At 70.1% G+C, this 23,695-nt stretch carries 21 protein-coding genes; all 21 read left to right on the forward strand.

Annotated elements, in window-relative coordinates:
• Positions 1-42 precede the first annotated feature (42 nt).
• The 21 genes from VHA73_11500 to VHA73_11600 all read left to right on the forward strand — a co-directional run bounded on the left by VHA73_11500 (position 43) and on the right by VHA73_11600 (position 23,607).
• A complete protein-coding gene (locus VHA73_11500; GenBank protein ID HVX18647.1) occupies positions 43-636 on the forward strand; it encodes a M23 family metallopeptidase in 594 nt (197 codons plus the stop codon).
• A gap of 176 nt (positions 637-812) precedes the next feature.
• On the forward strand, positions 813-1,805 hold the full coding sequence (rpsB, locus tag VHA73_11505) for a 30S ribosomal protein S2 (GenBank protein HVX18648.1): 993 nt from the start codon (positions 813-815) through the stop codon (positions 1,803-1,805).
• A gap of 3 nt (positions 1,806-1,808) precedes the next feature.
• Entirely contained in the window at positions 1,809-2,603 is a 795-nt protein-coding gene (tsf, locus tag VHA73_11510) for a translation elongation factor Ts (GenBank protein HVX18649.1), read from the forward strand.
• A 69-nt stretch (positions 2,604-2,672) separates the two neighbouring features.
• Positions 2,673-3,446 carry a UMP kinase gene (gene pyrH / locus VHA73_11515; protein HVX18650.1) on the forward strand — a complete coding sequence of 258 codons (774 nt, stop codon included), beginning with the start codon at positions 2,673-2,675 and terminating at the stop codon, positions 3,444-3,446.
• On the forward strand, positions 3,443-4,012 hold the full coding sequence (gene frr / locus VHA73_11520; protein HVX18651.1) for a ribosome recycling factor: 570 nt from the start codon (positions 3,443-3,445) through the stop codon (positions 4,010-4,012). The genes pyrH and frr overlap by 4 nt, the downstream gene beginning before the upstream one ends.
• Before the next feature lie 16 nt (positions 4,013-4,028).
• On the forward strand, positions 4,029-5,831 hold the full coding sequence (locus VHA73_11525; GenBank protein HVX18652.1) for a phosphatidate cytidylyltransferase: 1,803 nt from the start codon (positions 4,029-4,031) through the stop codon (positions 5,829-5,831).
• Between the two features lie 22 nt (positions 5,832-5,853).
• Complete coding sequence (gene dxr / locus VHA73_11530; GenBank protein ID HVX18653.1) at positions 5,854-7,077, forward strand: 1-deoxy-D-xylulose-5-phosphate reductoisomerase; 1,224 nt, start codon at positions 5,854-5,856, stop codon at positions 7,075-7,077.
• Between the two features lie 20 nt (positions 7,078-7,097).
• Positions 7,098-8,513 carry a site-2 protease family protein gene (locus tag VHA73_11535; protein ID HVX18654.1) on the forward strand — a complete coding sequence of 472 codons (1,416 nt, stop codon included), beginning with the start codon at positions 7,098-7,100 and terminating at the stop codon, positions 8,511-8,513.
• A gap of 19 nt (positions 8,514-8,532) precedes the next feature.
• On the forward strand, positions 8,533-9,783 hold the full coding sequence (ispG, locus tag VHA73_11540; GenBank protein HVX18655.1) for a flavodoxin-dependent (E)-4-hydroxy-3-methylbut-2-enyl-diphosphate synthase: 1,251 nt from the start codon (positions 8,533-8,535) through the stop codon (positions 9,781-9,783).
• Positions 9,784-9,919: 136 nt separating this feature from the next.
• Positions 9,920-11,143 (forward strand): acyl-CoA dehydrogenase family protein, encoded by a 1,224-nt coding sequence (locus VHA73_11545; protein ID HVX18656.1) that lies wholly within the window; start codon positions 9,920-9,922, stop codon positions 11,141-11,143.
• Positions 11,143-12,015, forward strand: a complete 873-nt coding sequence (locus tag VHA73_11550) for an amidohydrolase family protein (GenBank protein HVX18657.1) — start codon at positions 11,143-11,145, stop codon at positions 12,013-12,015. The genes VHA73_11545 and VHA73_11550 overlap by 1 nt, the downstream gene beginning before the upstream one ends.
• Positions 12,016-12,025: 10 nt before the next feature.
• Positions 12,026-12,649: a TetR family transcriptional regulator gene (locus VHA73_11555; GenBank protein ID HVX18658.1), complete on the forward strand. Its 624-nt coding sequence runs from the start codon at positions 12,026-12,028 to the stop codon at positions 12,647-12,649.
• Positions 12,650-12,730: 81 nt separating this feature from the next.
• Positions 12,731-14,143, forward strand: coding sequence for a proline--tRNA ligase (proS, locus tag VHA73_11560; protein HVX18659.1), 1,413 nt, complete (start codon positions 12,731-12,733; stop codon positions 14,141-14,143).
• 157 nt (positions 14,144-14,300) lie between these two features.
• Complete coding sequence (gene rimP / locus VHA73_11565) at positions 14,301-14,840, forward strand: ribosome maturation factor RimP (GenBank protein HVX18660.1); 540 nt, start codon at positions 14,301-14,303, stop codon at positions 14,838-14,840.
• The gene (gene nusA / locus VHA73_11570) at positions 14,837-16,177 is read left to right on the forward strand and encodes a transcription termination factor NusA (protein HVX18661.1); all 1,341 of its coding nucleotides are present in this window, start codon (positions 14,837-14,839) and stop codon (positions 16,175-16,177) included. Before rimP ends, nusA begins: the two co-directional genes overlap by 4 nt.
• A gap of 395 nt (positions 16,178-16,572) precedes the next feature.
• Entirely contained in the window at positions 16,573-19,395 is a 2,823-nt protein-coding gene (gene infB / locus VHA73_11575; protein ID HVX18662.1) for a translation initiation factor IF-2, read from the forward strand.
• 29 nt (positions 19,396-19,424) lie between these two features.
• Positions 19,425-19,829 carry a 30S ribosome-binding factor RbfA gene (gene rbfA / locus VHA73_11580; GenBank protein ID HVX18663.1) on the forward strand — a complete coding sequence of 135 codons (405 nt, stop codon included), beginning with the start codon at positions 19,425-19,427 and terminating at the stop codon, positions 19,827-19,829.
• Positions 19,822-20,715 (forward strand): tRNA pseudouridine(55) synthase TruB, encoded by an 894-nt coding sequence (truB, locus tag VHA73_11585; protein HVX18664.1) that lies wholly within the window; start codon positions 19,822-19,824, stop codon positions 20,713-20,715. Before rbfA ends, truB begins: the two co-directional genes overlap by 8 nt.
• 76 nt (positions 20,716-20,791) lie before the next feature.
• Positions 20,792-21,409, forward strand: a complete 618-nt coding sequence (locus VHA73_11590; GenBank protein ID HVX18665.1) for a DUF47 family protein — start codon at positions 20,792-20,794, stop codon at positions 21,407-21,409.
• A 50-nt stretch (positions 21,410-21,459) separates the two neighbouring features.
• Positions 21,460-22,458: an inorganic phosphate transporter gene (locus VHA73_11595; GenBank protein ID HVX18666.1), complete on the forward strand. Its 999-nt coding sequence runs from the start codon at positions 21,460-21,462 to the stop codon at positions 22,456-22,458.
• A 48-nt stretch (positions 22,459-22,506) separates the two neighbouring features.
• The gene (locus tag VHA73_11600; GenBank protein HVX18667.1) at positions 22,507-23,607 is read left to right on the forward strand and encodes an alpha/beta fold hydrolase; all 1,101 of its coding nucleotides are present in this window, start codon (positions 22,507-22,509) and stop codon (positions 23,605-23,607) included.
• Positions 23,608-23,695 lie beyond the last annotated feature (88 nt).

Raw genomic sequence — 23,695 nt, forward strand, 5'->3', positions numbered from 1 at the left:
CACGACGCCGTCGCACCGCTCGTGCCACGGCAGGGAGGCGAGATGCCGACCGCTCCCACCCTCCGCAGGACACGCTTCGCCGGGCGCGTCGTTGGGGCGGACACCCACCGCCGTTCGACGCGCTTCGCCGCGGCCGTGCTCGCCGCGACCGCGCTGTTCGGCGGCGCGCTCGTCGCCAGCGCCGCCACCCGGTCGGCAACGTCACCCCATGGGCGCGCTCGAACCATCTCGACGGCAGGGCTGGTGCACTACGTACCGCCGGTCGCCGCCCCCGTCGTCGACCCGTTCCGCGCGCCGGCCAGCCCGTACGGACCGGGCAACCGCGGGATCGAGTACGCCACGGCACCGGGCACCACCGTGGGCGCGGCCGCGGCCGGCACGGTCACCTTCGCCGGGCGGGTGGCCGGATCGCTCGACGTGACGATCTTGCATGCCGACGGCATCCGCACGTCGTACGTGGGGTTGGCCACGATCGAGGTGCGGCTCGGCCAGCGCGTCACCCTCGGCGAGCCCATCGGGACCTCGGGCGCCAGGCTGCACGTGGGTGCGCGGCGGGGCGACGTCTACCTCGACCCGGCCACGCTGTGGTCGTCGGGCGGCGGAGCCGTCCTGGTGCCGCTCGACGGCGGCCGCTGATCGGTGCCGTGGCCCGCTGGGGCGGATCTCGCTTCCCGGACTCGGCGGGTGTGCGGCTACAGTGGACGCTCGGCTCAGCGACCGCTGGGTCAGCTCGTCACCCGCCACGTCATCCCACGGTCGCCTCGGCGCGCACGTGGCGGCACCGTCAACCGTTGGGGAAAGGAGCGAGCGCCATGGCGCCCGTCGTCACGATGAAGCAGCTGCTGGAGGCCGGAGTCCACTTCGGCCACCAGACCCGTCGCTGGAACCCGAAGATGAAGCGCTTCATCTTCGGTGAGCGCAACGGGATCTACATCATCGATCTCCAGCAGACCCTCGAGCGCATCGAGACCGCCTACACCTTCGTGCGCGACACCGTGTCCGACGACGGCACGGTCTTGTTCGTCGGCACGAAGAAGCAGGTCCAGGAGCCGGTGCAGTCCTACGCCGAGAAGTGCGGCATGCCGTACATCAACCAGCGCTGGCTGGGCGGGATGCTCACCAACTTCCAGACCATGTCGAAGCGGATCAACAAGATGCTCGAGTACGAGCGTCAGCGTGACTCCGGCGAGTTCGACGCGATGCCCAAGAAGGAAGCGCTGCGCGTGAGCCGCGAGCTCGAGAAGCTCGAGCGCAACCTCGGCGGCATCCGCAACATGGAGAAGCTCCCCGACGTCGTGTTCGTGCTCGACACCAAGAAGGAGCACATCGCGGTGACCGAGGCCAAGAAGCTCGGCATCCCGATCGTGGCCCTCGTCGACACCAACTGTGATCCCGATCTGGTGCAGTACGTCGTGCCGGGCAACGACGACGCCATGCGATCCGGCTCGCTGCTGTGCCGCGTGATCGCCGAGGCGGTCGACGAAGGCCGTCACATCGCGCAGCGTCGTCGGCCTGACGCCGGCCCGCGCCGCACCGCCGAAGACGAAGCCCGTGTGGCGGCCGAGCAAGCCGAGGCCCGACGCCAGGCCGCTGCCCAGGCCGCCGACCGTGAGGCGCGGGTCGCCGCGGCGACCACGGCCGGACCCCCACCCGCCCCTGCGACCAACGCTGCACCGCCGGCAGCCGAACCGGCAGCCGCGGTTTCGCCCGCGCCTGCACCGGCGCCGGCAGCCGAGGCCGCGGTACCCGCCGAGACCGAGGCCGGCCCCACTGGCGAGGCCACCACCGAGACCACCGAAGGCTGAGCAATGGCCAACTTCACTGCCAAAGACGTACAAGCCCTGCGCCAGTCCACCGGCGCCGGGATGATGGACGCCAAGAAGGCGCTCACCGAAAACGACGGGGACTCCGAAGCCGCGGCGAAGTGGCTGCGCGAGAAGGGCCTGTCGAAGGCCGCCGGGCGCGCCGACCGCGAGAACTCGCAGGGCGCCGTCGCCATCGCCCGCGTGGGCGACGCAGCGGCCGTCGTGGAGTTGAAGTCCGAGACCGACTTCGTGGCCAAGAGCGACCAGTTCACCGAGTTGGTCCAGACGCTGGCCGACCGCGTGGCCGCAGACGGCGCCGGTGCGGCCGACAGCGTCAAGGACGCGGTCGACGACCTCAAGGTCACGTTGAAGGAGAACATCGAGGTCGGCGCCGTGATCCGCGTCGAGGCCGCGCCCGGGAACCTGCTCGACACCTACCTACACCGCCAGGACGGCCGTGGCGTCAACGGCGTGATCGTCGAGCTCTCGGGTGGCACGCCGGAGCTCGCCCACGACCTCGCAGTGCACATCGCCTTCACCAAACCGCCGTACCTGACCCGCGACGAAGTCCCTGCCGAGGAAGTCGACGCCGAGCGTGAGACGCTCACCAACTTGACCCGCGCCGAGGGCAAACCCGAGGCCGCGCTCGACAAGATCGTGCAGGGACGCCTCGGCGGCTGGTACGCCGAGCGCGTGCTGCTCGAGCAGAAGTTCGTGCGCGACGAGAAGCAGACGGTCAAGGCGCTGCTGGGCAACGCCGAGCTCGTGCGCTTCGCGCAGGTGTACATCGGCGCCTGATCTACGGTGCGGGGCGGCGCCGACGGCGCCGCACCCACCTCCACCACCTCCACGAGGAGATCCCCTAGCGTGACCGACGACGCAGGCACGGGGCGGACGGACGGCCAGGCTTCCACCGACGGGCCCCAGCCCCGCTGGAACCGGGTCCTGCTCAAGCTCTCCGGTGAAGCGTTCGCCGGCCGCGAGGGGTTCGGCATCGATGGCGACGTCGTCGGTCGCCTGGCCCGCGACATCGTCGACGTGCGCCGCGACCTCGAGGTCGACATCGCGATCGTGGTCGGCGGCGGCAACATCTGGCGCGGCATGGCGGGCGCCGGCGCGGGGATGGACCGGGCGCAGGCGGACTACATGGGCATGCTGGCCACCGTCATCAACGCGCTGGCGTTGCAGGACCTGCTCGAGCGCCTCGGTCAGGACACCCGGGTGCAGTCGGCCATCCACATGGCGCAGGTCGCCGAGCCCTACATCCGGCGTCGGGCCATCCGCCACTTGGAGAAGGGCCGGGTGGTGATCTTCGCCGGTGGGACCGGCAACCCGTTCTTCACCACCGACACGACCGCCGCGCTGCGGGCCGTCGAGATCGAGGCCCAGGCGCTCCTGAAGGGTAGCCACTCGGGAACCGATGGCATCTACACCGACGATCCCCGCCAGAACCCCGATGCCCGAAAGCTCGACCGCGTTTCGTACCTCGACGTGCTCAATCAGGGTCTCCGGGCCCTCGATGCCACCGCCATCACGCTGTGCATGGACAACAACCTGCCGATCGTGATGTTCGACCTGATGGGCGAAGGCAACGTGCGGTCCCTGCTGGAGGGGCGCACGATCGGTACGTTGGTGTCGTGAGCGACGAGATGGTCGGCGTCGTCCTCGAAGAGGCGACCGACAAGATGGACAAGGCGGTTGCGCACTGCCGATCGGAGTTCTCCGGTGTGCGCAGCGGCCGCGCCAGCTCTGCGCTGGTCGAGCGTCTCGTCGTGGAGTACTACGGGGCCGACGTCCCATTGCGGCAACTCGCCAGCTTCTCGGTGCCCGAGGCCCGCCAACTCCTGGTGGCGCCGTTCGACAAGGGGTCGATGGCGGCCATCGAGAAGGCGATCCGCAACTCCGATCTCGGCCTGAACCCCTCGAACGACGGCCATGTCATCCGGCTCTCGTTTCCGGCGCTCACCGAGGAACGCCGCCACGAGCTCGTGCGGCTGGTCCGTGGGATGGCCGAAGAGGGCCGCATCCACGTCCGGAACCTCCGCCGTGCGGCCCGCCACGAGCTCGGTGGGCTCGAAAAGGACGGAGATCTGAGCGAGGACGAGTTGGTGCGGGCAGAAAAAGAGCTCGACAAGGTCACCCACGCCAAAGAGACCGAGATCGACCAGGCGCTGGAGGCCAAGGAGCGGGAGTTGCTCGAATCGTGACCGCCAGGAGGTCCGCATGACCGATCACTTCGCGCAGTCCCCGGAAGATGGTGAGCCCGATACCGAGGGTGTGCGCATCATCGGAGCGGAGGAAGCCCAAGAGGCGATCGAGCGCGGCGACGTCGCCCCACGCCTGTCCGACATGGAGCCCCGACCCGGCGAGCGGCCGGCGCCGCCCGCCGAGGGACCGCGGCCCACGTTGCGGTTCCCGCTGAGCGACGCCGAACGAGCGCAGGACGTCGCGCGCCCGGCGGTCGTGCCACCCCCCGAACCACCGCCGTCGGCCTCGTGGGGCGACGACGACGCCGGCTGGGCCGACACCGAAGGCGGGCCCTGGGGCGAGACCCAATGGGACCCGCCGGCCGAAGCACCCCCGGAGTACGGCGCGCCCACCTACGACGACACCGGCTATGACGCGCCGATTCCCGAACAGGCGGCAGATCTGGGCGACCACGGCGTCGCCGGCGGCTCCACGTCACCTGCCGAGTTCGGCGCCGCCGACCAGTACGCCGAACCCGACGAGTACGCCGCGTACGGCAGCCAACGAGAGCCGTTGTGGGGCGACGAGGCCAGCGGGGCCGAGCACGACGAGACGGCCGACGGCGACCCGTCCCAGCCGGTCGAGCTGCCGCACTGGACCGATCCGCCGACTGGAGAGGTCCCGAAGGTGATCGCGTCCGAAGACGATGACCTCGAAGCCTGGTCGTCGTTCGCGTCGCCGCCTCGTTGGCGCGGCGACAACCACGACTGGTCCGAAGGTGACTACGACGACATGTCCGCCCTCGGCGACGAGGAGTCCCGCGTCGGCGCGCTCGATCCCACGCGGGTCGGCGCCCCCGACAGCGACCCCTTCGCCGAGCTCGACGAACCGGAGCCGGCGATGGTAGGTGGCGTGTACGACGCGTACGACGACGAGCAGGAGGCGGCGCCGCGTCACCGACCGATGCGGCGGCCGCTTCGGCGCCACGTGGCGGGCATGGACGATGGCGGTGCTGGCGGTGGGCCCGGTCGTGACATCCAGACCGCCGCCACCGTCGGGATCGGCCTCGGCATCGCGGCGATCATCCTCATCGGCCTGGCACCGCCGAAGATCGGCATCCTCGCCGTCACCGCGGCTGCCGCCGTCGCCGCATGGGAGTTCTTCGGCGCCACGATCCAAGGCGGCGCCCGGGCCGCGGTGCCCGTCGGTCTGGTGGCGGCTGCCGGGCTGCCGCTCGCCACGTACTGGAAGGGCGCCCAAGCGGTGCCGTTGCTGTTGGTGCTCGCGCTGATCACCGCACTGGCGTGGTACGTGATCGGAGCAGGTGGCAACGCGCCCGTCCTGGAAGGGGTGGGCACGACGCTGCTCGGCGTGGTGTGGATCGGGGTCCTGGCCTCGTTCGCCGCCCAGTTCCTGTTGGCCCACCAGGGTCGCAGCATGTTGATCGGGATCATCGTGGTGGTGGTTGCCGCGGACGTCGGCGCCTTCTTCGGCGGTCAGAGCATCGGCCGGACGCCGTTGTCGCCGGTGAGCCCCAACAAGACCCGCGAGGGGGCCATCGTCGGCCTGGTCGCCGCCATCGTGATGGGTGTCATCATCGGCATCTTGAAGGTCGGCGTGTACCGCGGGGTGGGCGCCGGCTTCCTGCTCGGCCTGGCGATCGGCATCGTGGCCCCCATCGGTGACCTGTGCGAGTCGGTCATCAAGCGCGACCTCGGCGTCAAGGACATGGGCAACCTGCTGCCCGGCCACGGCGGCCTGCTCGACCGTATCGACGGGCTGCTGTTCGCCCTGCCCGCGGCGTACTACCTGATCGCCGCGTTCCACTTCCACTACTGACCGCCGGGAAGGCGGGGGCATCGTGACCACCACCGTTGCCATCGCCGGTTCGACCGGATCGATCGGCACGCAGTCGATCGACGTCGCCTTGGCCGAGCCTGATCGGTTCACGGTGGTGGCGCTCGGCGCCAGCGGCCGCAACCCGGATCTGCTGGTCGCCCAGGCGGACACGCTGCGGCCGGGCATCGTGGCCGTCGCCGATGACACGGTGGCGTCGGAGCTCGCGCAGCGTCTCCCCTCAGGGTGCGAGTTGCGCGCGGGGCGCGAGGCGCTCGCCAGCCTCGGCGCAGAAGCCGACGTGTGCATCAACGGGGTCGTCGGTTTCGCAGGTCTCGGCGTCACGCTGGCGACGCTGATCGCGGGGCGACGGCTGGCGCTCGCCAACAAGGAGTCGTTGATCGCCGCCGGACCGGTGGTGCAGCGCGCCCGGCGCACCGCCGGCGCCGAGCTCGTCCCGGTCGACTCCGAGCACGGCGCGCTCCACCAGTGCCTGCGCTCCGGTGGCTTTCGGGCGGCCGGCGCGGATGGCGAAGCCCCCTCCGCGGTCAGCCGCCTCGTCCTCACGGCGAGCGGCGGGCCGTTCCGCGGGCGCACTGCCGGGGAGCTCGCCAACGTCACCATCGACGACGCCCTGGCGCACCCCACGTGGAGCATGGGACCGAAGATCACGATCGACTCGTCGACCCTGATGAACAAGGGCCTCGAGGTGATCGAGGCGCACGAGCTGTTCGGCGTGCCGGCCGGCCCGGCAGGGGTCGGCATCGGCTTCGATCAGATCGAGGTGGTGGTCCACCCGCAGTCGATCGTGCACTCGATGGTCGAGTACACCGACGGCTCGACGATCGCGCAGGTCTCGCTCCCCGACATGCGGCTGCCCATCGGCTACGCGCTGGCGTGGCCCGAGCGCGGTCGCACCCCGTACGGCCGCATCGACTGGTCGACGCTCGGGCACCTCGACTTCGAGCCTCCGGATCTCGACGCGTTCCCGTGCCTTGGTCTGGCCTACCAGGCCGGTCGCGTGGGCGGCACCGCCCCGGCCTGGCTGAACAGCGCCAACGAGGTGGCCGTCGAGGCGTTTCTCGGAGGGCAGATCCCGTGGAACGCGATACCTGAGGTCCTGGAACGGGTGCTGACCCGGCATGATGGGGGGACGGCCGGTTCGGCCGATGAGGTGATCGAAGCCGACCGCACCGCTCGGGCTCTGGCTCGTGAGGTGTTGGCCACGGCTTGGGCCACACGGAACTGACCTGACCCACCGGAGCGAGCGTGCGCAGACCGAACCACGACCGAGACGGCGACGCGCCGTCGATCGTCGCGCCTCCGCCGCCGCCGGGTGGCTATGCCCCCGCGCCGTCGGGCATCGGGCCGGCCACCTCAGCCGCCCCTGACCAACCGGCCGAGCCACCGAGTGGCCAGTGGCTGTGGGCCGGTGTCCTGCTCGCGGTCATCGCGCTGATCGTGGCCAAGACGGGCTGGTGGGGTCTGCTCGTGCTCGTCGGCCTGATCTTGATGATCTTCCTGCACGAGCTCGGCCACTTCCTCATGGCCAAGCGGGCCGGCATGAAGGTCACCGAGTTCTTTCTCGGGTTCGGCCCTCGCCTCGTGTCGTTTCGCCGCGGCGAGACCGAGTACGGCATCAAGGCGATCTGGGTCGGTGCGTACGTGAAGATCGTCGGGATGAACAACCTCGACGAGGTGGCTCCCGAGGACGAGCCCCGGGCATACCGGCAAGGGAAGTTCCGTGACCGGCTCGGCGTCGCGGTGGCTGGCTCCGCGATGCACTTCTTGCAGGCGTTGGTGCTCGTCTTCGTGCTGCTCACGATGGTGGGCGTACAAGGCGGCAGCTTGTTCGGCAGTGCCGGCGCGGTGAAGAACTGGTCGGTCGACACGGTGAGCAGCGGTTCCGCCGCCGCGGCGGCCGGCCTGCGTCCCGGCGACCGGATCCAATCGGTCGCGGGGGTGTCGGTGCGCGATTTCGACGCGCTGCGCGAGGCCGTGGCAGCCCACCCCGACCAGAAGGTGACCATCGTCTACTCGCACAAGGGGGCGACCGAGCGGGCCACTGTCCAACTCGGGCACCAGCCCGACGACCCGTCAGAGGGTCTGCTCGGCATCACGCCGCAGTTGCCCACCGAGCGGGTCGGCGTGGTCGACGCGGTGCCGCAGACGTTCCGCGACGTCGGAACCGTCGCCAACCAGTCGGTCCGAGGTCTCGCGGATCTGGTGAGCCCGACGGGGATCAGCGGGTTCTTCCACCAGCTGACCCACACGAGCCATGACGAGGCCGGACCAACCGTCACGTCGAATTCCAACCACACCAGCCAGTCGTCGTCCTCGTCTTCGTCGAGCGCCAGTGACGATCGCCCGCTGTCGATCTTGGGCGTGTTCCAGATCACCACGTCGGCGGCGCAGGCCGACGGCATCACCGCGGTGCTGAGCTTGTTCGTCTTGATCAACGTGTTCATCGGCTTGTTCAACCTGATCCCGCTGCTGCCGTTCGACGGCGGGCACGTGGTGGTGGCCGTCTACGAGAAGGTGCAGGAGATGCGCCGCGGGCAGCGGCGCTACTTCGCCGATGTCAGCCGGCTCCTGCCGGTCACGTACGTGGTGGTGGTGCTGCTGGCGGGGCTGTTCGCGTCGACGCTCTACCTCGACATCGTGAATCCGGTGAGCATCAAGTGACCCCGGCGACCTCGCGCTGATGGAAGCACCCGAGAGCACCAAGTTCCCGCGGCGGCCCACCCGTCAACTCGTCTTGCGACACCCGTCGAATCCGGTGGCGGTCGGCGGCGACGCGCCGGTCACGGTGCAGTCGATGACGATCACCAAGACGGCCGACGTCGAAGGCACGCTCCAGCAGATTTACGCCCTTGCTGCTGCCGGCGCCGACATCGTGCGCTGCACGTGCAACGAGGTCGAAGCGGCCGAGGGCCTCGCCCACATCGTGCCGCGCTCGCCGGTGCCGATCGTGGCCGACATCCATCACCAGTACCGCCGAGCGCTCGAAGCGCTCGAAGCGGGCGTGCACGGCCTGCGGCTCAACCCGGGCAACATCAAGAACCCCGAGCACATCAAGACCGTGGCGCGCGAGTGCAAGGACCGCGGTGTGCCGGTCCGCATCGGTGTGAACGCCGGGTCGCTGCATCCCGCCCTGTACGAGAAGTACGGCGGCGCCACTCCGGAGGCCATGGTCGAGTCCGCGCAGTGGGAGATGGCGCTGTTCGCCGAGATCGGGTTCGACGACTACAAGATCTCGGTCAAGGCGTCGAGCGTCCCGCTGATGATCGCCGCATATCGCCAACTCTCCGAGGTCACCGACGCGCCCCTCCACTTGGGCGTCACCGAGGCCGGTCCGCCGCCCGCGGGGCTCGTGAAGGCCACCGCCGGCATCGCCACGCTGTTGGCCGAGGGCATCGGCGACACGATCCGTTACTCGCTCACCGCCGACCCGGTGGAGGAGGCGCGGGCTGGGCGGCAGTTGCTCGAATCGATGGGCCTGCGTGAGCGCAAAGGCCTCGACCTCATCGCCTGCCCGTCGTGCGGTCGTGCCGAGATCGACGTGATCGACCTCGCCCGGCGCGCGCAGGACGCGCTGGAAGATCGCGACCTCCCGTTGCAGATCGCGGTGATGGGCTGCGTGGTGAACGGCCCCGGCGAAGCGCGCGACGCCGACCTCGGCATCGCCGGTGGTCGCGGTCGCGGCCACTTGTTCGTGAAGGGCAACAACGTGGCCGTGGTGCCGGAAGCCGAGATGATCGACACGCTCGTCGACTGGGCGACGTTCATCCACGAGCACGGGGTGGAAGCCGCGTTGGCCCGCGTCGACACGGCGCGGGTGGCCCGCGAAGCCGAACGGGACCGTGCCGCGCTGTTGGCCGACAAGGGCGACGACGCCAATCACGCGTCCGAGCGCATCGAACTGATCCACCGCCGCGAGCGCGCGACCGACTGATCTCGCCCCGCCGCACCGGCAGTCCCCCAGTTGGTGGGATTTCTAGAACGCGTTCTAATGTTGGCCCGTGGAACAGACATCGGCACCTGCCATGGCGGCGGCATCGGCTGCAAGTGCGGCACCGGCAACGGTTTCGATGAATTTCGACGACACACCGGACGAGGCGGCGTTTCGCGCCGAAGCTCGCGCGTGGCTCGCCGCCAACGCGCCGTCGAAAGGGTCTGACGACGACTTCTCGGCGCGCTGGAACGACGTGTCGCTCGCACCGCCGGAGATCCAGGAGTCGCTGGCGGTCGAGTACGCCGAGCTGTGCCGCGGCTGGCAGGCGACGCTGTTCAAGGGCGGTTGGGCCGGCCTGACGTGGCCCGAGGCGTTCGGCGGCAGGGGACTGGGCGCGGCGGAAGCCACGATCTTCGCTGAGGAGCAGGCCGAGTTCGGCGTGAGCAACGGCGCGTTCATGGTGGCGATCGGGATGGTGGGTCCAACGCTCATCGCCCACGCATCGCCGGACCAAAAAGCGCGCTTGCTGGGCGCGATGTTGCGCGGCGAGCACTTGTGGTGCCAGCTGTTCAGCGAGCCAGGCGCCGGGTCCGATCTGGCCGGCCTCACCACTCGGGCGGTCCGCGACGGCGATGAGTGGGTGGTGAACGGCCAGAAGGTGTGGACCTCGAACGCCACCACGGCCGACTGGGGCATCCTGCTCGCCCGCACCAACCCCGCCGCGCCGAAGCACCACGGGATCACGTTCTTCGTGGTCGACATGACGTCGCCGGGCATCGAGATCCGCCCGCTGCGCCAGATGACGGGCGAGTCGCACTTCGCCGAGGTCTTCCTCACCGATCTGCGCTTGCCCGCCGATGCCGTGGTGGGCGAGGTGGACGGTGGGTGGGGTGTGGCCAGGACCACGCTGGCCAATGAGCGGGCGTCGATCGGTGGACAAGGGCGGTTCACCACTGACGACCTGGTCGCGGTGGCTCGCCGCTTCGGCCGCTTGAACGACCCGGGCGTCCGCCAACAGCTCGCTGGGCTCCACGCCACGGGCGAGTGCCTGCGCTTCATGGGCTACCGGCTGCGCACCGCGATCAGCCAGGGACGCCAGCCCGGCGCCGAAGCCAACTGCATGAAGCTGCTCCAAGCCCGCTACTTGAAAGATGCCAGCCGGTTCGCGGTCGGCGTGCAGGGGCCCGCCGGCATGATCGACCACACCGCGGTCAGCGGCGACGAGTACTGGAAGCACCTGCTGCTCAGCGCCCCGTCGATCCGCATCGCCGGGGGTAGCGACGAAGTGCAGCGCAACATCATCGGGGAGCGCGTGCTCGGCTTGCCGCGCGACCCACGGCCTCAAGAGGAGAACCGCTGATGGGAATGCCGACCGACGTCGGGATCATCGACACCATGCTCGGCTTCCCGGCCAAGGACATGGCGAAGCAGTACGCCTTCATCACGCAACAGACCAAGGACCGCGAGTCGAAAGAAGACTTCGAGTTCCCGGTCGAGTACATGTTCAAAGCGCCGCCCGACAAGGAGCTGAAGGAAGTCGCCGACCCGGTCGACTACACGCTCCACGAAATGGACCGCTGGGGGATCGACCGGGGGATGATCGGCGTGCACGGCGAGGTGGGGGAGCGGGCGATGAAGCTGCATCCCGACCGCTTCATCCCGTCGATGGCCGGCGACCCCAACAGAGGCATGGACGGCATCCGCGACATCCAGCGGCTGTACGAGACGTGGGGCATCCGTGCCGTCGGGCTGTTCCCCGCCGGGACGTTTCCGCAGGTCGCCATCAACGACAAACTGATGTACCCGATCTATGCCAAGTGCGCCGAGTTGGGGATCGCGGTGTTCTGCTGCGCCGGAGTCCCCGGCCCGCGTGTGCGGATGGAGCCGCAGAAAGTCGAGTACATCGACGAGGTGATGTTCGACTTCCCCGAGCTCACGTTCGTGACCCGCCACGGGTGCGAACCTTGGGCCGACCTGGCCGTGAAGCTCATGTTGAAGTGGCCGAACCTGTACTACTCGACCAGCGCGTTCGCGCCCCGCTACTACCCGAAGGCCGTGATCGACTACGCGAACACGCGCGGAGCCGACAAGGTCATCTTCGCGGGCTACTTCCCGATGGGGCTGTCGCTGGAGCGGATCACGACCGAGCTGAAGTCCGTGCCGTTCAACGACGACGTGTGGCCGAAGTTCCTGCGAGGCAACGCCGAGCGGGTGCTGAAGCTGAGCCAGTGAGCCGCTCGCGATGAGCCGTACCAGCGGCGAGCTGCCGACCTCGGTGGAGGACATGACGCCCAACCAACGGGCGCGCCGCCACCGCGTGATCGAGGCCGCGCTGGCCATGATCACCGAGGGCGGCGTGGAGGACGTGCAGATGCGTGCCCTGGCCGAACGGTCGGGCGTGGCCCTCGGCACCGTCTACCGGTACTTCTCGTCGCGCGACCACGTGGTCGCGGCCGCGCTGGTCGAGTGGGCCAGCGAGCTCGACCGGCACCTCGCCCGCCGTCCCGCCGAGGGGCTGGGCACGGCCGAGCGGCTCCAGTCGGTGCTGCGCGCGGGCGTGCGTGCGTTCCAGCGGTCGCCCGAGTTCGCCGAGGCGATGATCCTCGCCGGCTCGTCGGACGATCCGCACGCGTGGGCCTGCTACCAGCAGATGGGCCAAGGCGTGCAATCTGTGCTGCGCAAGGCCATCGACGGCGAGCTCACCGACGACGAGCAGTCGAAAGTGCTCGTCGTGGTCAACGCGGTCTGGTACACCGCGCTGGTGTCGTGGGTGCACGGCCGCATCACGATCGACCAGGTCCACGTGCAACTCGACGCAGCCTGTGAGGTGGCGTTGGGTTGGCGCGAGCGCCAACCCAGTCCTTGACGCGCCCGACCGATTCGTGCGCGCCGCCTGAGGCGAGCCGCCGGCCGGACCGCTCCGATCGCGCCAGTACCATCGGTCGCCATGGCCAAGGCACCGGTGCTGACTCCCCAGGCAGACGACTTCCCGCGCTGGTACCAGGACGTCGTCGCCAAGGCCGGCCTCGCCGAGAGCGGACCGGTGCGGGGCACGCAGGTGATCCGGCCCTACGGCTACGCCATCTGGGAGCGCATGCAGGCCGAAGTCGACGCCCGGATCAAGGCGGCCGGCGTGGAGAACGCGTACTTCCCGCTGTTCATCCCCGAGAGCTACCTGCAGCGCGAAGCCGAGCACGTGGAGGGTTTCAGCCCCGAGCTGGCCGTGGTCACCCACGCGGGCGGCAAGGAGCTGGAGGAGCCCATCGTGGTGCGTCCCACCAGCGAGACGGTCATCGGCGAGTACATGGCCAAGTGGATCCAGAGCTACCGCGACCTGCCGTTGCTGTTGAACCAGTGGGCCAATGTCGTGCGGTGGGAGCTGCGGCCTCGGCTGTTGCTCCGTTCCAGCGAGTTCCTGTGGCAAGAAGGGCACACCGCCCACGCTGACGAGGCCGACGCCTCCGCCTTCGCTCGCCGGATCCTCCTCGACGTGTACCGGGCCTTCATGGTCGACGTGCTGGCGATCCCCGTGTTCGCGGGTCGCAAGACCGCCAGCGAACGTTTCCCGGGCGCCACGAACACGCTGACCTGCGAAGCGATGATGGTCGACGGCAAAGCGTTGCAGATGGGTACCAGCCACGAGCTGGGCCAGAACTTCGCTCGGGCGTTCGACATCCGCTTCCAGAGCGATGCGGGGGTCGAGGAGCTGGCGTGGACCACCTCGTGGGGTGCGTCGACCCGGATGCTCGGTGGGCTGATCATGACCCACGGCGACGATCGCGGCCTCCGCCTGCCGCCGCACGTCGCACCGATCCAAGCAGTCGTCATGTTGGTGCGCGACGAGGACGGTGCCGGTGCCGCGGCGGACCAGCTCGTCACCGACCTGACCGCAGCCGGGGTGCGGGTGCGGCTCGATGCTCGCACGGACCTCAGCTTCGGACGCCGGGCCACCGAGTGGGAGCTCAAAGGCGTGCCGGTGCGGCTCGAGGTCGGGCCCCGCGATCTGGCAAACGGCGAGGTCACGCTCGTACGCCGCGACGACGGCACGAAGGTGCCCACCTCGGTGGGGTCGGTCGCGGGGGCGGTGCCGGGCCTGCTCGACACGATCCAACAATCGCTGCACGACGCGGCACTCGCTGCTCGCGACGCTCGCACCGTGGCGGCCACGTCGGTCGCCGAAGCCGCCGAAGTGGCTGCCGGGGGGTTCGCGCGGCTGCTGTGGGCCGATCTCGGCGAAGGCGGCGAGGAAGAGCTGGCCACTTCGGCCGTGACCGTGCGCTGCCTGCTGCGCCCCGACGGATCGGTGCCGGACAGCGACACGGAGCCAGGCCTGGAAGCCGTCGTCGGCCGGTCGTACTGACGTCCCGCTGATCGTCATCGGGATCGTCGGGGCGGGCGCCGATCGCCCGCCAGAACCGGTATAGTTGACCAGCCACATCCAGCCGGATGCTCGAAGGCGTGGGCTCTGCCCACGCCTTTTGTTTCGATCCGGCCTTGACTCGACGAAGGAGGTGCCCATGGCCACGACCGATCTGACCGCGCTCATCGAGCCCTTGCTCGGACCCCTCGGCGTCGAGCTGTGGGACGTGGAGGAGTCGGGCGGTGTGCTGCGGGTCGCGGTCGACCGCCCGGGTGGCATCGACCTCGACGCCATCGCCGCCGCCACCCGCGCGGTGTCAGGTGGTCTCGACGAGGCCGACCCGATCGCGGGGCGCTACACGCTCGAGGTGTCGAGTCCAGGTGTCGAGCGGCGTTTGCGCACCCCCGCGCACTTCCGCCGCACGATCGGCGCCGAAGTCAACATCAAGACAGTCGCCGGCTTCGACGGCCCGCGCCGTCTGTTGGGCACGCTCGAAAGTGCCGATGACCAGGGCATTCGTCTCGCGATCACCGGCGGCGACGCGGAGGCCGTGGTGGCCGCCGAGTCGGCCACTGGCTCGGTCATCGACCTCGCGTACGGCGACATCGAGCGGGCGCGCACGGTCTTCGCCTGGGGCGCCGCGGGCCCGGCGCGCTCGGGCAACCACAAGGGCCGAAAGAGGAAGGCAGCATCATGAGCAGCAGCAACCCCGAGATGATGGAGGCGCTCCAGGTCTTGGCCGCCGAGAAGGCGATCTCGGTCGACACGGTGCTCGCCGCCCTGGCCGACGCCCTCGAGTCCGCCTACAAGCGCCTTCCCGACGCGTACGAGTACGCCTGGGTGACCATCAACCCCGACGACGGTGAGATGCGCATCTTCGCCCAGGAGCTCAACGAAGACGGTGAGCCCTTCGGCCCCGAGCTCGACGTGACACCCGATCGCGCCACGATGGGCCGCATCGCCGCGCAGACGTTCCGCCAGGTGATGATGCAGCGCCTGCGCGAAGTCGATCGCGAGATGAAGTACGAGGAGTACGCGGGTCGCGAAGGCGACATCGTCACGGGCATCATCCAGCAGAACGACGCGCGCTACACGCTGCTCGACCTCGGTCGGGTCGAGGCGCTGCTGCCCCAGGCCGAGCAGGTCCCCTATGAGCGCCCGGAGCCGAACAGCCGGCTCAAGGCGTACATCGTCGAGGTCCGCAAGACGTCCAAGGGCCCCCAGATCGTCGTCAGCCGCACCCACCCGGGTCTGATCAAGCGGCTGTTCGAGCTCGAGGTCCCCGAGATCGCCGACGGTGTCGTGGAGATCAAGGCGTGTGCCCGCGAACCCGGTCACCGCACCAAGATCGCGGTCTGGTCCAACGACCCCAACGTCGACCCCGTCGGTGCCTGCGTCGGCGCCCGGGGAGCCCGCGTGCGCCAAGTCGTCACCGAGCTGCGCGGCGAGAAGATCGACATCGTCCCGTTCTCGGAGGACTCGCAGGATCTGGTGGCCAAGGCGCTGTCGCCGGCCAAGGTCAAAGAGGTCCGCATCGACCCCGAGACCGGCACGGCCGAGGTCATCGTGCCCGACTACCAGTTGTCGCTGGCCATCGGCAAGGAGGGCCAAAACGCCCGCCTCGCCGCCCGGCTCACGGGTTGGCGGGTCGACATCAAGAGCGAGACCCAGCTCGCCGAGGAAGAGGCTTACGGCAACCAGGATTGGGCCGAGGGCGAGTGGATCGTGGACCCCGAGACCGGCGAGCAGGTGTGGCAGCCGGCGGAGGGCGGGCCGGCGCTGTCCGCCGAGGAGTGGCAGCACGCAGCTGAGGATCAGGCCGCCGCGGGACAAGACTCGTCGGCGGCGGGGGAGTCGTCTTCCGCGGAGTCTTCTTCCGCGGAGACGTCGACCGAGGCCGAGGCGGCCACCGACGCCGAAGGGGCCACCGACGGCGAAGGGGCCACCGACGGCGAAGCGGCCACCAGCGAGGCATCGGCCGAGGAAGCGCCGGCCGAGGAAGCGCCGGTCACGGACGAAGGGGCCGACGCATAGCGCGCACGCCGTCGCCCCACCGCACGTGTGTGGGCTGCCGGCAGGTCCGTCCGGTGGCGGAGCTGGTCCGGGTGGGGCGACGGAGCGACGGAACGTTGGCGCTCGGCCGTAGCATCGAGGGTCGAGGTGCCTGGCTGTGTCGAGGCTCGGTCCGGTGCCTCGACCAGGCAGTGCGCCACCGCTCGTTCGAACGGGCGTTCCGGGTTCCCGTCGATCCGGATGCCGTCCGGGCCCTCCGGGGTGGGATCGAGCTGGACGGCTGAGGCCGGTCCCGGCGGCCCGACCACAAGACCTTTCGTGTCGGACCGGTGGTCTGCGCGAGACTGGAGAACTGTCCCGTTCGGCCCTACCGGCGCCGGCGCGACCGCATTCACTCACAAGGGGCTACGAAGCACTTGGCAGGAAAGATCCGCGTCTACGAGCTCGCTCGAGAGCTCGGGCTCACGAACAAGGAGACGCTCGACCTGTGCGAGGCGCTCGGCATTGGCGTGAAGAGCCATTCGTCGAGCGTCGTCGAGGCGCAGGCCGACCGCGTCCGCCGCAGAGCCGAGCGCGACGGGCTCATCCGCGACGAGCAGCCCGAAGAGCCCAAGAAGGAAGCCAAGCCGGCCAAGCAGGCCGCCAAGAAGGCCGCCCCGGCAAGCGAGGCGGACGCGGAGCCTGCGGCTCCCGCCGCGACGGCCGAGTCCGCCCCTGAGGCCGAAGCGCCCGCCGAGGCCGAACCAGCGGCCCCTGCTCCCACCGCCGAGCCGGCGCCGGAAGCGGCCCCTGCCGCCCCTGCCGCGTCGGCCCCCGTCACCGCCGCACCTGCGGCGCCAGCGGCGCCCCGCCGGGTCGTCACTTCCAGCGGCAGCGGTCGCCCCACTCCGCCGCGGCGCGAGGCGCCCGCTCCATCGCCCACGACCGAGTCCGACGGCACGGCGCGCCCGGCCCCAGCTGCAGCCCCGGCGGCCCGCGCGACGCCGGCCGACGGCACGGGCGGCACCCCCGGTGCCCCTGACGTGCCTGCGGCCGCCGCATCCGGTGCCGCGCCGGCGCGACCCCGTCCTCCAGTCAGCTCTTCGGGCAAGCCGATCCCGCCTCCGCCGCCGCCTCGCTCGGTGTCGGGCAAACCGATCCCGCCGCCCCCCGGCCTCGGTGGCCGTGGTCCGGCACAGCTGCCCGGGCGCCGACCCGGTGGCGGCCCGGCGCGCCCGGGTGCGGGTGGCGGTGCCGGGCGTTCCGGTCCCATCGGGGTCGGTGGTGGCGGTCGTCCAGGTGCACCCGCGGGCGGCGGTCCCGCGGGCGGCGCCGGTCGTCCCGGTGGTGGCGGTCGTCCAGGTGGCCCGGCCGGTCGCCGGCCTCCGCGGCGCAAGAGCCGTCGGCGCCGTGCGCTCGAAGAGCTCCAGCCGATGGACATGCCGAGCTACACGCCGGCCGACGCCGCGGTTCCCGAGGGTGTCGTCGTGGTGGAGCGGAGCACGTCGCCGATCGACCTCGGCCCGAAGCTGAACCGCACGGCGGCCGATGTCGTCCGCTTCTTGCTCCAGCAAGGTGAGATGGTCACGGCCACGCAGTCGCTGACCGACGACATGATCGAGCTGTTCGCCGCCGACATCGGGGCCGAGATCCGCCTGGTCGACCCGGGTGAGGAGCAAGAAGTCGAGCTCCAGAAGCAGTTGCAGGTCGACGACCTCGACGACGACGCCGACGCGCCGCCCCGCCCGCCGGTCGTCACCGTCATGGGTCACGTCGACCACGGCAAGACCAAGCTGCTCGACCAGATCCGCAACACGAACGTGGTGGCGGGCGAGGCCGGTGGCATCACCCAGCACATCGGCGCGTACCAGGTCGTCCGCGACGGCAAGCCGATCACGTTCATCGACACCCCCGGCCACGCCGCGTTCACGGCGATGCGCGCACGGGGCGCCGAGGTCACCGACATCGTCATCCTCGTGGTGGCCGCCGACGACGGCGTGATGCCCCAGACCATCGAGGCGATCCAGCACGCACGGGCCGCCGAAGTGCCGATGGTGGTCGCAGTCAACAAGATCGACCGCGAGAACGCCGACCCGCAGCGGGTGTTGGCGCAGCTCGCGGAGAACGGCCTGGTGCCCGAGTCGTGGGGCGGCGACACGATCGTGTGCGAGGTCTCCGCGCTGCAGAACATCGGCATCGACGAGCTGCTCGACAACGTGCTGGTCGTCGCCGAGCTCGAAGACCTCCGGGCATCGGCTGAGGGCCGGGCCCGTGGCACCGTGCTCGAATCCGAGCTCGACGTCGGCCGCGGTCCCGTCGCCACCGTCATCGTCGAGCGCGGCACCTTGCGCATCGGCGACCCCACCGTCGCCGGCGCGGCGTGGGGTCGTGTGCGTGCGCTGATCGACGACCACGGTGACAACGTCACGGAAGCCGGTCCGTCGACCCCGGTCCAGGTGCTCGGCCTGTCCGACGTCGCGGTGGCCGGCGACGAGTTCGTCGTGGCACCGGACGACAAGACGGCCCGCAGCGTCGGCGAAGCCCGTGAGCACTGGCGACGCCAGACCCAGATCTCGGGCACCGCCGCAGCCGCCACGGCCGGTGGCGCCCGCCTGGAAGACATCTTCAAGCAGATCCAGGCCGGCGAGACGGCCACGCTCAACCTCGTGGTCAAAGCCGACGTCAACGGTTCGCTCGAAGCCGTCACCGAGAGCCTGAAGAAGCTCGAGCGCGACGAAGTGAAGCTCTCGTTCGTCCTCCGGGGCGTCGGCGGCATCACGGAGTCCGACATCCAGCTCGCCGCCACGTCAGACGCGACCATCATCGGCTTCAACGTGCGGCCCGACCGCAAAGCGCGCGAGTTCGCCGAGCAGGAGCACGTGGAGATCCGCACGTACGAGATCATCTACAACCTGCTCGACGACGTGCAGAACGCCATGCTCGGCTTGCTCGAGCCCGAGTTCGAGGAAGTCGTCACCGGCGAGGCCGAGGTCCGCGAGATCTTCTCGGTGCCACGGGTCGGCAAGATCGCCGGCTGCCTGGTGCAGAGCGGTGTCATCACCCGCAACTCCAAGGTCCGCTTCCTGCGCGAGGGCGTCATCATCTGGAAGGGCACGGTGTCGTCGCTGAAGCGGTTCAAAGAGGACGTCACCGAGGTCCGAGCCGGCTTCGAGTGCGGCATTGGCTTGTCGGACTTCCAGGACCTGAAGCCCGGCGACGTCATCGAGACCTTCGAGGAGCGGGAGATCCCCCGCGCCTGACCGGCGGCAGCCAGAACCGAGGTGATCGTGTGAGCCCGCGTTCCCGCGCCCGAGGTCGTCGCCAGTATCCGCGCACGGCCCGCGTCAACCACGTGGTGATCGAGATCCTTGCCGAGCAGTTGGCGCGCTCCGACGACGATCGCCTCGAAGGCGTGTCGCTCACGGGTGTGGAGGTCGACGCCGACTTGTCGCGAGCGCTGGTGTTCTACGACAGCGCCGCCGGCGCCGAGGGCGATGACTCGGTGCTCGAAGCCCTCGAGGAGCACCGGGCCCGGCTCCAGGCAGCCGTGAACCGCGAGACCACCATGCGGCGTACGCCCACATTGGTGTTCCGCCCCGACCCGGCGATCCGCAGCGCCGCTCGGATCGAGGAGATCCTGCACGAGATCCACCGCGACGAGCCCGAGCCCCTCGACGACGCCGATGGTGGCTGATCCCCAGCGCTCGGCAGCGCCCGACGGGCTCGCGGTCGTCGACAAGCCCGCCGGCTGGACCTCGCACGACGTGGTCGCCAAGTCGAGAGGGCTGCTCGGCACTCGCAAAGTGGGCCACTCCGGCACCCTCGACCCTGACGCGACCGGGGTGCTGCTCCTCGGCGTCGGTCGGGTGACGAGGCTGCTGCGGTTCTTGGGCGTGCACCCCAAGTCGTACGTCGGTGAGCTCGTGTTGGGCGTGGAGACGTCGACCCTCGACGCGGCCGGAGACGTGACGGCGGTGCACGACATGGGTGGCGTCGATCTTGCCGCGGTCCGCTCTGCCGCCGGCAGCTTCGTCGGGGAGATCGACCAGATCCCCCCCATGGTGTCGGCCGTGAAGGTGGGCGGCCGACGGCTGCACGAGCTCGCCCGGGAAGGCGTGAGCGTCGAGCGGGAACCGCGGCGCGTCACGGTCCATGAGCTCGAGATCGACCCCACCGACGACCCGGCCGTGTTCCGGCTGTCGGTCCGGTGCTCGTCCGGCACGTACGTGCGCTCGCTCGCCGCCGACCTCGGTCGCGCCCTGGGCGGTGGCGCCCACCTGCGCGCCCTGCGGCGCACCGCGATCGGTCCGTTCGACTTGGCTCGAGCGGTCCCACTCGAGCAGCTGTCACCCGACGCGCTGCTGCCGCCGGCCGCTGCGCTGGCGGGCTACGCCCAGCGAGCTGTGGACGACGAGCTGGCCGCCGCGGCGCGCGACGGCAAAGTGCTCGGATCCGCCGAGTTGGGGGTCGACGGCGACGGTCCATGGGCGATCCTCGACGCCGATGGTGGGCTCGTCGCTGTCTACGAACCGTTCCGCGGTGAGCGAGTGAAGCCCGCCGTGGTCGTCGCGGCGCGCTGACGCGGCGGTTCCTCGGCGGTCACCTCCCGCTTCGGCTGGACGGCGCCTCCCCATGCGGACGTAGAGTCCCCGTTCGGTGCGATTTCGACTGACCCCACGCGACGAGAGCTTCTTCGATCTGCTGACCGCGTCGGCGGAGAACTTGGTGTCGGGGGCGAACGCGCTCGGCGAGTTCGTGACCGCCAACGGCGAGCGCGAGGCTTGGGCTGAGCAGCTCAAGGCACTCGAGCACGAAGGCGACGAGCACACGTCGCGGATCGTGCACAAGCTGAACGCCAGCTTCATCACGCCGTTCGATCACGAGGACATCTACCAGCTCGCCGTGAGCCTCGACGACGTCATGGACTACATGGAGGCGGCCGCCGACCACGTCGTGCTGTACCAGCTCGGCGAGCTGCCGGCCGGCATCCGCCAGCAAGTCGACCTCATCAGCGAGGCCGCGAAGCTCACCGCCCAGGCGATGCCCGACCTCCGCAAGGTCCGCGACCTCGAGCCGTACTGGAGCGAGATCGACCGGATCGAGAGTCAGGCCGACCGTGTGCACCGCCGGCTGCTCGCTTCGCTGTTCAGCGGCGACTACAAGGCCCTCGAAGTCCTGAAGCTCAAAGAAGTGGTCGACGAGCTCGAGGACGCCTCCAACGCGTTCGAGCGGGTCGGCAAGATCGTGCAAGGGCTGGCGGTCAAGGAGTCGTGAGCCAACCGACTCCGCGGCGGATCGCCGTGGCGAACGGCTGACCGCCGCACATGCAGACCTTTGCCCTGGTCGCCATCATCGCGGTGGCGCTGGCGTTCGACTACACGAACGGGTTCCACGACGCGGCCAACGCCATCGCCACGGCGGTGGGCACCCGTGCGCTGAAACCCCGCACCGCGCTCGCCATGGCATCGGTGATGAACCTGGCAGGCGCGCTCATCGCCACAGGCGTGGCCACCACCGTTGCCGAAGGGATCATCAAGATCTCCGCTGCCGATGGCAACCACGGGCTCGTGGTGGTGCTCGCCGCGCTGCTCGGCGCCATCGGCTGGAACTTGATCACCTGGTACTTCGGGTTGCCGTCGTCGTCGACGCACGCGCTGATCGGTGGGTTGGTGGGCGCCGCGCTGGCCTCGTCGACGGCGGTGAAGTGGGCGCACGTGGTGGACAAGGTCGTGATCCCTATGGTCGTGTCGCCGATCGTCGGGATGGTCCTCGCCTACTTGGTGATGGTGGCGTTCCTGTGGATCTTCCGGCGTGCCCAGCCGGGCCGCCTCAATCGCGGGTTCCGGCTTGCACAGACGGCTTCCGCCGGTGCGATGGCGCTCGGCCACGGGCTTCAGGACGCACAAAAGACCATGGGCATCGTGGTGCTCGCGCTGGTCACCACCGGCCACCACCACGGCTTCAACGTCCCGCTGTGGGTGAAGGTCGCCGCGGCCAGCGCGATCAGCCTCGGCACGTGGTCGGGAGGTTGGCGCATCATGCGGACGCTCGGCCGGCGGGTCATCGAGCTCGACCCCGCCCGGGGCTTCGCGGCCGAATCGACGTCGTCGCTGATCTTGTACGTCACGGCGTTCCTGTGGAAGGCGCCGATCTCCACCACCCACGTGATCACGTCGTCGATCCTCGGGGTCGGCGCCACCAAACGGGCTTCGGCCGTGCGGTGGGGCGTGGCCGGCAACATCGTCACTGCGTGGATCCTGACGTTGCCGGCCGCCGCGCTGTTCGCCGCCATTGCGTACGGCGTGCTCCACTTCCTGGTCTGACCAGGGCGGATCCGCGCGCGATCTGCAGGTTCGGGCGAGACTGTCGAGATGTCCTCAGGAACGCCGCGGGCGGCAGCGTCGATGGAGATCCCGGCTGTCGAAGGCCCCGAAGCCGGGGGAGGGGAGCCGTCGCCACGTCCCCGCTTGACCCGTACCCGACTCGTGCTCGACAACGGCCATCGGGTCGGCGTGTCGATCGCCGGCCGCGGTGTACCGCTCGTGGTCGTCCACGGCTACTCGGCGGAGGGCTTCCTGTACGCGCAGTCCCTGTCGCGGTTGGTGGGCCTCGGCTTCCAAGTCGTCGCCATCGACACTGCCGGGCACGGCGGTACGCAGGGGCTCCCGGCGATGGGTGCCGACCTGTCCGCCTACGTCGACATCCTCGGGCAGACCGTCGACGCGCTCGGCATCCGCCACGCCGTGTTGGCCGGGCACTCGATGGGCGGTCGGATGGTGGCCGATCTCGCCGCCCAGCGCCCCGAGCGCACCATCGGCGTCTTGCTGCTCGACGCGATCGTGGGCGACACCTGGGACCGCATGACCACCGGCATGCGGGTCGCGCCTGCCGTGTTCATCCCGTACGCGGCGGCGTTGATCATCGACTCCATCTCCCCGCTGCACTTCCTGCGGTCGCCGCGCCAGGCGGCCAAAGTGGCCAGGCTGGCTGGACCCACCGTGGCGGGGCACTTCCGCCATCCGGGCCGCTTGGCCGGCCCGGCCCTGTCGATCCTGCGGTCGGGCAAGTCCGCGGAGGGTCTCGACCGCCTGGCCGAGGCCGAGGTGCCCGTGTTCGTGGTGCAAGGCACGCTCGACTTCGTGGTGCCGATGGCCACCGCACGCGACACCGTCCGGCGGGTCGACGGCCAACTGATCGAAGTGCACCGGGGCGGCCACTCCTGGCTGTTGAAAGATCCCGAGACGCTGCCCGCCATCGTCGAGCAACTGCTGGTGGGTGCCCTCGGGCGGGCCCGCGACGCCCGGCTGCGCGCCGAAGGCGTCGATCCCGATGTCGGGACGCTCGCCGAGATCGAGCAGGCCTGTTACGACCCGGGGGCGGCCGCGCTCGACCTGGCTCCTGCGCTGCCCGACGCGACGGACAGCGGGCGGCGGCGCCGACCCGGCTACCGGTTCTCGCTGCGGTTCGACTAGACGCCGCCAGACGCCGCCGCGGACAGGGGTCGGGCCGGTCGGGGTCGAAGTGTGCTGGCCTTGGATCTCGGGGAACGGGCAGTGCACC

It is taken from the genome of Acidimicrobiales bacterium (assembly GCA_035547835.1).
In the GTDB taxonomy this organism is placed as follows: domain Bacteria; phylum Actinomycetota; class Acidimicrobiia; order Acidimicrobiales; family Iamiaceae; genus DASZTW01.